This is a genomic window from Novosphingobium sp. (assembly GCF_049240505.1).
In the GTDB taxonomy this organism is placed as follows: Bacteria; Pseudomonadota; Alphaproteobacteria; order Sphingomonadales; family Sphingomonadaceae; genus Novosphingobium.
This window is the reverse complement of record NZ_JBMLSM010000166.1, coordinates 1-5650: the sequence shown is the minus strand read 5'-3', so window position 1 is coordinate 5650 and position 5650 is coordinate 1. Positions and strand designations below refer to the sequence as shown.

Sequence of the window (5650 nt, the reverse complement as noted above, 5' to 3'; positions counted from 1 at the left end):
CGATGGATCTTGTCTTCGATCGATGGGCAGTAACGCGGACCTTGCGCACCGATCGCCCCGGTGAACAGAGGAGAGCGATCAAGCCCGCCCCTGATGATTTCGTGCGTGCGTTCGTTGGTGCGAGCGATGGCGCAGAAGACTTGCGGCAGTGGACGCGAAGGCGTGAGTGGTGACATGACCCAAGGGTCTGCATCGCTCGGCTGTTCGGGCAGGCGCGCCCAATCGATAGTGCGGCCATCGATGCGCGGCGGTGTGCCCGTTTTGAGACGAGCCATCGGCAGTGCGGCTTCGCGCAATTGCTGTGCGAGTTTGTGAGCGGAGTCCTCACCGATGCGTCCGCCGTCCATCCGCTCTTCACCACGGAACAAACGCCCGCCAAGGAAGGTGCCGGTGCAGAGGACAACCGCCCTGCCCCGCAACCGGGTGCCGTCGGCAAGATCGATCCCGGCGACGGTGCCCTGTTCCATGTGAAGCGCGGCGGCTTCTCCACCGATCACAGTGAGGTTTGGCTGCGCACCGATCATCTGCTGAATCGCCGCCTTGAAGCGTTTGCGATCTGCCTGCACACGCGGCCCCTGCACCGCGCTGCCTTTTGACCGGTTGAGCATCCGGTAGTGGATCGCGCCCGCATCGGCGGCGCGTGCAATCAAGCCATCGAAGGCGTCGACTTCGCGCACGAGATGGCCTTTGCCAAGGCCGCCAATCGCAGGGTTGCAGCTCATCGCGCCGATGGTTGCAGGGTCGAACGAGACGAGCGCCGTGCGCGCGCCCATGCGGGCAGAAACGGCGGCAGCCTCGACGCCGGCGTGTCCGCCGCCGACCACGATGATGTCGAATTGGTGCATGGCTGCGCGATACGCGAGTTGGGGATTCGCGTCAAAGGTTTGGGATTGCATCCTTCGCGAAAGCCCACTTTTGGCAATCGTCATTGCGAGCCTCGCGTAGCGAGGAGAAGCAATCCAGAGCGACTTGGTCCCGCTCTGGATTGCTTCGTCGGCTTCGCCTCCTCGCAATGACGATATGTGTTTACGATCTATGTGATCGTCAAAAGATTTCGCGGTTAGTGTGTTTCACGTGGAACGTTTGTTTTGGTTGGAGAGCCACCACCCCCAACCCCCTCCTCTGAAGAGGAGGGGGCTTTTTCGTCATTCCCGCGCAGGCAGGAATCGAGTTCCTCTTGTCGTGCGCGGGAATGACGAAAGTTTAGAGAACCGATTTGTGTTCCACGTGGAACACCTACTTCCCGATGCAGAACCTGCCGAACAGGGTGTCGAGCATGTCTTCGGTGCTGGTGCGACCGATCAGGGCGTCGAGCGCGCGGCGAGCGAGGCGGAGGTTTTCGGCGGCGAGGAGCGGGTCAGGTTCGATGGTGGCGTGGTGCAGGCTTTGCGTCACTTCGCTCAGGAGAGCGTGCTGGCGTTGGTTGAGCGCGGCTTCTCCGGGAGCCGGCAACGATTGGCAGGCGTGGGCAACGAGAGCGTTGCGCAGGACGGACATGCCTTCGCCCGTGCGGGCCGAGAGGTGAAGTGCAGTTGCCGATTTGCGGGGTGAGGCCGGATCGTCGGCACGGGCAGAGACTTCCCAAAGGGCGCGACTTCCCGGTCCCTCACCTTCTGGACCGAGCCAGAGGATAAGGTCGGCTTTTTCTGCGGCGGCTCTGGCACGGGCGATGCCGATGCGTTCGACCTCCCCTGCACCCTCATCGCGCAGGCCCGCCGTATCGACGAACAGGAATGGCACGCCATCAAGCGCGCAGGCGTGCGTCAGCACATCGCGCGTGGTGCCGGGTTCGGCTGCGGTGATTGCGGCTTCCCGTTCGACCAAGGCGTTGAACAGCGTGGACTTTCCGGCATTGGGTGGGCCTGCGAGAACGACGCGGAAGCCTTCCTTCAGTGGTTCGGCACGGGGGCGGGTGAGCCAGGTTTCGAGACTTTGCACGAGAGCGGTGCAATCGGCGGTGAAACCTGCGGGAAGTGTGGTCTCCCCTTCCCCGACATCATCCTCGTCGGAGAAATCGAGCGCGGCTTCGAGGCGGGCGGACAATTGGAGGAGCGCGGTGCGCCAGCTTTCGACTTCACGTGAAAGCGCGCCTTCGGCCATCGCCAGTGCGGCGCGACGTTGCAGTTCGGTTTCGGCAGAGAGCAGATCGGCCAGCCCTTCGGCTTCGGCAAGGTCGATGCGACCGTTTGCAAAAGCGCGGCGGGTGAATTCTCCGGGTTGCGCGCGACGCAGGCCGGGCAGCGTGGCAAGCGCTGACTCGACGGCTGCAACAACGGCGCGGCCACCGTGAAGGTGCAGTTCGGCGCTGTCCTCCCCTGTCGCGGTGCCGGGACCGGGAAGCCATAGCACCATCGTGCGATCAAGGTGCGTGCCATCTGCCGGTGCGCTGAGCGTGACTAGCGCGGCGCGGCGCGGCACTGGAAGTTTTCCAGCCAGCGATTGCAGCGCGTCACCTGCCTGCGGGCCGCTAATACGGATGACGGCGATGCCAGCGGGGGGCTGGCCGGAAGAGAGGGCGAAGATCGTGTCGGTCACGCCCCTCTCCTACACATGTTCGACCGAAACGTCAGTCCTTGGGCTTTTTCGAATTGCTTCCCATCGCCCCCATCGCGCCTTGCTCCATGAAGTTCTGGAACAGCTTCAGGCCGATTTCGCCCATCGGGGCGATCTGTTTGGCGAAGGATTGCAGCTGGTCGATATTGCTGGCGCCCTGCATCGCCTTGGCCACGGTATCGACGTAGACGTCGTTGGCCTTGGACACATCGGGCAGGCCAAGGAAGCGGCGGGCCTCTTCGGGGGAGCAATCGACTTCGACGGTGACTTTCATGAATGCCTCTTCCCTCGCGTAATGGCCAAGACTGTCATGTGTGCTTGGCAAAGTCCACCGGCGGGGCCAACATGGCTTCGACCAAACCCTTTGAATCGCAGGATGAATGACGATGGGCGAGAAAGTTTCGTTTGCCGCACTGGACGGCGAAGGCGATATTCCGGGTTATCTGGCGACGCCCGATGGACCGATCCGCGCGGCGATCATCGTAGTGCCGGAGATTTTCGGTGTGAATCCGGGCATCCGCCACAAGTGCGAGGCCTGGGCCGATCAGGGCTATATAGCGCTGGCACCCGACATTTTCTGGCGGTTTGCGCCCGGTGTGCAGCTTGATCCTGATGTGCCCGATGAGTTTCAGGAAGCGCTGGGATATTTCGGGCAATACGACCCGGACAAGGGCGTGAAGGACATTGAAGCCGCGATACGGTTTTTGCGCGGATACGAAGGCATCGACAAAGTGGGACTGGTCGGGTTCTGCCTTGGCGGGCGGATGGCTTATATGGCGGCAACGCGGACCGATATCGACGCTTCGGTGGGATATTACGGGGTGATGATCGACCAGATGCTGGGCGAATCGCACGCCATTGCCAATCCGCTGATGCTGCACATTCCCACTGCCGACCATTTCGTGGGGCCGGAGGCGCAGGCCGCGATTCACGAGGCGCTCGATCCCCACCCCAAAGTAACGCTGTTCGATTACGAGGGATTGGATCACGGCTTTGCCGCCGAGATGGGCAGCCGCCGCGATGAAGACGGCGCGGCGCTGGCCGACCGGCGGACCCGGGACTTTTTTGCGCAGCATCTTTGATCTGGCGGGAGTTGCGCCGGATCAAGGCCGGTGCAGCTCCCCTGCCCTAACAACGATAACAGGCAACGGGAGAATGACGATGAAACTCGGTCTGGCAGCGTGGCACCGGTACATGGTGAGCGGCGATGCGGCGCTGCTTGATGAACTGGTGGCTGATGATGCGGTATTTCATTCGCCCGTGGTGCATACACCGCAAGCGGGCCGCGAAAAGGTGCTGATGTATCTGACCGCTGCGGGTCAGGTTTTTGGCAACGGCACGTTCCGCTATGTGCGTGAACTGGTGGACGGGCCGGAAGCGTGCCTGGAGTTCGAATGCGAAATGGATGGGCTGAAGGTCAACGGCATCGACCTGATCCGCTTCGATCTGGAAGGCCGGATCGTGGACTTCAAAGTGATGGTGCGACCGCTGAAAGCCATCAACAAGGTTTGGGAACTGATGGCGGTGCAACTGGAGAACACATGAAAAAGCCCGCAGTTTGCGCTGCGGGCCTTTTCATAACATATTGATTCTGTGGTGAATCAACCGTCGTAATCGGCACCCAGCGAGGTGTTGCGCACCGGTGCTGCGGCGGTGATGCGCAGCGCTTCGGCCGATTGCGAGAGCGAGCCGATTTCATCGACTTCATCATCGTCATCCGGCAGGACGCGCTGGAGCGACTGGATCACGTTTTCCTTGAGCACGGCGGGGCGCACGGTTTCTTCTGCGATTTCGCGCAGGGCGACGACGGGGTTCTTGTCACGATCGCGGTCGACGGTGAGTTCGGCGCCGCCCGAAATTGCGCGGGCACGCTCTGCCGCGATCAGGACGAGATCGAAACGGTTGGGAACCTTGTCGACGCAATCTTCGACGGTAACGCGCGCCATCCGGGCACTCCGATAAGCAAAAGGATCTGGAAAGAGCCGCAGCTAGGCCGAGGGTGTGGAAAAGTCAAGGATTGGTATGGACGCGCCGCTTATTCGTCATTGCTGTAGGCGGCGCGCAGATCATCCGGGGCAAGGTCGGAGAAGCGGGTGATGCGGGCTTCGAAGCGCATTCGCACTTTGCCGGTGGAGCCGTGTCGCTGTTTGGCGACGATGAGTTCGGCAAGGCCATAGACCCGCTCCATTTCGGCCTGCCAGGCGGCGTGGGCTTCCTGCACCTTGGGATCGTCGTTGCCTTGCGGGACTTTGGGTTCCTTGGCGGCGACGTAGTAGTCTTCGCGGAAGACGAACCACACCATGTCGGCGTCCTGTTCGATCGAGCCGGATTCGCGCAGGTCCGACAGCATCGGGCGCTTGTCATCGCGCTGTTCGACCGCGCGGGAGAGCTGTGACAGGGCGATCACCGGGACGGCGAGTTCCTTGGCCAAGGTTTTGAGACCGCGGGAGATTTCGGAGATTTCGTTGACGCGGTTGTCGCTGCGGCCGGAGCCCTGGAGGAGCTGCAGGTAGTCGACGATGATCAGGCCGATGTCGTGGCGGCGCTTCAACCGGCGGGCGCGGGCGCGCAAGGATCCGATGGTGAGTGCCGGGGTGTCGTCGATATAGAGCGGGAGTTCGGCGAGGCGCTGGCTGGCGAAGGACAGTTGCTGGAAATCCTCGCGGCTGATGCGGCCCATGCGCAGGGCTTCGGAACTGATGCCCGACTGTTCGGCAAGGATGCGGGTGGCAAGCTGGTCCGCGCTCATTTCCAGGCTGAAGAAGGCAACCCCTGCCCCGACCGAATCCTTGAGCGCGATGCCATCGCCCATATCGCGGCGGAGGCGATCGGCGGCGTTGAAAGCGATGTTGGTGACGAGCGAGGTCTTGCCCATGCCGGGACGTCCGGCGAGGATGATAAGGTCGGAATCGTGCAGGCCACCGATCTTTTCGTTGACCGAGGTGAGGCCCGTGGTCTTGCCCGAGATGTGGCCGCCCGAAAGCAGCGCCTTTTCGATCATTTCCAGCGAGGCGCGGGTGGCCTGGGCGAAGCTTTGCGCCTCGCTGCCGGTCTGCGCGCCTTCGGCCACGGCATAGAGCGCGGCTTCGGCCTTTTC

7 protein-coding genes are annotated in these 5650 nt (G+C 62.4%); 2 read left to right on the top strand and 5 right to left on the bottom strand.

What is annotated here, in order from left to right; translation table 11 throughout:
* From ACOVQ0_RS13260 to ACOVQ0_RS13250, 3 genes are all read right to left on the bottom strand, one after another.
* The coding region (locus ACOVQ0_RS13260) for an FAD-dependent oxidoreductase (RefSeq protein WP_421885193.1) at positions 1–845 on the bottom strand (845 nt) is incomplete at its 3' end.
* A gap of 391 nt (positions 846–1236) precedes the next feature.
* A complete protein-coding gene (gene mnmE / locus ACOVQ0_RS13255) occupies positions 1237–2535 on the bottom strand; it encodes a tRNA uridine-5-carboxymethylaminomethyl(34) synthesis GTPase MnmE (protein WP_421885191.1) in 1299 nt (432 codons plus the stop codon).
* Positions 2536–2566: 31 nt separating this feature from the next.
* A complete protein-coding gene (locus ACOVQ0_RS13250; protein WP_168851117.1) occupies positions 2567–2827 on the bottom strand; it encodes a DUF6489 family protein in 261 nt (86 codons plus the stop codon).
* Between the two features lie 112 nt (positions 2828–2939).
* Between ACOVQ0_RS13250 and ACOVQ0_RS13245 the strand changes: the two genes are divergently transcribed.
* Together ACOVQ0_RS13245 and ACOVQ0_RS13240 are read left to right on the top strand one after the other, a co-directional pair.
* Positions 2940–3635 (top strand): dienelactone hydrolase family protein, encoded by a 696-nt coding sequence (locus tag ACOVQ0_RS13245; protein ID WP_421885189.1) that lies wholly within the window; start codon positions 2940–2942, stop codon positions 3633–3635.
* 79 nt (positions 3636–3714) lie between these two features.
* Positions 3715–4098 (top strand): nuclear transport factor 2 family protein, encoded by a 384-nt coding sequence (locus ACOVQ0_RS13240; protein WP_421885187.1) that lies wholly within the window; start codon positions 3715–3717, stop codon positions 4096–4098.
* Positions 4099–4154: 56 nt separating this feature from the next.
* On the opposite strand, the gene rpoZ is transcribed toward ACOVQ0_RS13240, so the two are convergent.
* Positions 4155–4499 (bottom strand): DNA-directed RNA polymerase subunit omega, encoded by a 345-nt coding sequence (rpoZ, locus tag ACOVQ0_RS13235; protein ID WP_168851114.1) that lies wholly within the window; start codon positions 4497–4499, stop codon positions 4155–4157.
* Between the two features lie 89 nt (positions 4500–4588).
* On the bottom strand, positions 4589–5650 hold a 1062-nt coding region (dnaB, locus tag ACOVQ0_RS13230; RefSeq protein ID WP_421885184.1), incomplete at its 5' end, for a replicative DNA helicase.

Coding starts and splice junctions, on each gene's coding strand:
- ACOVQ0_RS13250 (WP_168851117.1), bottom strand. CDS start 2,827: ATGAAAGTCACCGTCGAAGTCGATTGCTCCCCCGAAGAGGCCCGCCGC.
- ACOVQ0_RS13245 (WP_421885189.1), top strand. CDS start 2,940: ATGGGCGAGAAAGTTTCGTTTGCCGCACTGGACGGCGAAGGCGATATT.
- ACOVQ0_RS13240 (WP_421885187.1), top strand. CDS start 3,715: ATGAAACTCGGTCTGGCAGCGTGGCACCGGTACATGGTGAGCGGCGAT.
- rpoZ (WP_168851114.1), bottom strand. CDS start 4,499: ATGGCGCGCGTTACCGTCGAAGATTGCGTCGACAAGGTTCCCAACCGT.